At 45.3% G+C, this 1,373-nt stretch carries 2 protein-coding genes; both read right to left on the bottom strand.

Annotated features, from left to right (window positions below):
• Positions 1-283: 283 nt before the first annotated feature.
• A complete protein-coding gene (locus CKO23_RS24725; protein WP_200336178.1) occupies positions 284-514 on the bottom strand; it encodes a hypothetical protein in 231 nt (76 codons plus the stop codon).
• A gap of 377 nt (positions 515-891) precedes the next feature.
• Complete coding sequence (locus tag CKO23_RS26845) at positions 892-1,203, bottom strand: TraR/DksA C4-type zinc finger protein (RefSeq protein ID WP_200336179.1); 312 nt, start codon at positions 1,201-1,203, stop codon at positions 892-894.
• Positions 1,204-1,373: the final 170 nt, after the last annotated feature.

A 1,373-nucleotide genomic window follows, 5' to 3' on the forward strand; every position in this document is an offset into this window, starting at 1 on the left:
AGTGTACTTAGATCTCAACGGATACGCTCAGCTTGGCATCGAACACTGAAAAATCAAAAACTTAAAATAGAATCGCTCGACTATATTTTGGCATTGGCGTGTACGCTAAAATCCGCTCTAAGCAATTTTTTTAAAATGACTTGTGATTCCCCATGAAATCCTGGAGAGCCTGGAGGCGTTCGTTAGGCGATTGATTGCGAGCAGATTCAGTGAATGGAAAGTAATTCCATCCAGGCCCCTTTTAATCCGTCACCCCGGCAAAGCCGGGGGATTTTTCATTTTATTAATACCCAGTAACTGAATGGATAGCAGCAACAGTCACATGATCTCCTCTATTTCTAAAATAGGTTATTGCGCCGCGAATTCCAGATGATAAACCTTGAGTAGTGTCATACATATGCCTATCTGTCATTACTGTGCCAATTAAATCGTTTATTTCTTCAGTGCTTAAAGTATTGCCCTCACTCTCTGCGGCTCTGCAAGTAGATCCGATGAGTTCATAAAAATCGTTCATGTAAAAACCTCATTTAATTCAGTTTTGATTAATTGTTTTGAAATGTAAAGAATACTGCTATATTGAGGAAGACAGGTTGCGAATTGTGTGTGGAATCACCCCCCATTTGTTGCCCCAACACGATCTATCTGGAAATACTGGCTAGCTGCCTAACGACAAGCTAAGGAGCGCAGTACCGCGCCTTGTGAAAAGCTTTAATTAAACTCATAGCTCGATGCGCGGTACTGCGTCGCCTTGAGCTTTTTGTTAGAGAAGCTGCTTCGCTCTGTGGATGAAGTAACCACCTTGTCGTAAGTTGATCAAGCAGAAAGAATGGCTTTTTGGAACCTGGAACTATCGCTGCTGTTCGTTAGCAGCGTGATCAGATGTCACGCGCGTCATTCCGCTTTGGGGTCGGCATCAGTGCCGGGTCTTGCATGGTTGGGATGCATGTTGCGTATGTGCTTCTTTAAGCTTAACCGTCGAATTGTAATCCCGCAGTGTGGGCATACTGCGAATGGTGGTTCTTTTAGTCTGCCCTTCGTCACCTCTTTTCCATGCGGCTGAATGTCAGCGATCTTCTTCTTTACGTCATGGTTCTTCTCAAAAAATGCTTGGCACTTGACGCATCGAGTAGCCGAAGGATTTGCTGAGATCCGTTGTTTCGGAACTATTTTCCCGCAATGAACACAGTATCGCTTCTCGGGCATAGCTAGTTCTCTAACGTTAAGCTAAGCAGCCCCTGGCAGGGCAAAAAAAAACAGCTCCGAGATTTCGGCTAGCAGCGCCGAGGTTAATGGGGTCTGCTTGAGCGCCTGGTTGAACATCGCTCCGGGCTTTGGAGCGCACTGTATTCCTTAGATAGGAAATTTGACCGCGG

Source organism: Thiocystis violacea, assembly GCF_016583565.1.
Classification (GTDB): Bacteria; Pseudomonadota; Gammaproteobacteria; order Chromatiales; family Chromatiaceae; genus Thiorhodococcus; species Thiorhodococcus violaceus_A.

Excerpts from the sequence above, each read along its gene's own strand:
- CKO23_RS24725 (WP_200336178.1), bottom strand. The coding sequence starts at position 514 with ATGAACGATTTTTATGAACTCATCGGATCTACTTGCAGAGCCGCAGAG.
- CKO23_RS26845 (WP_200336179.1), bottom strand. The coding sequence starts at position 1,203 with ATGCCCGAGAAGCGATACTGTGTTCATTGCGGGAAAATAGTTCCGAAA.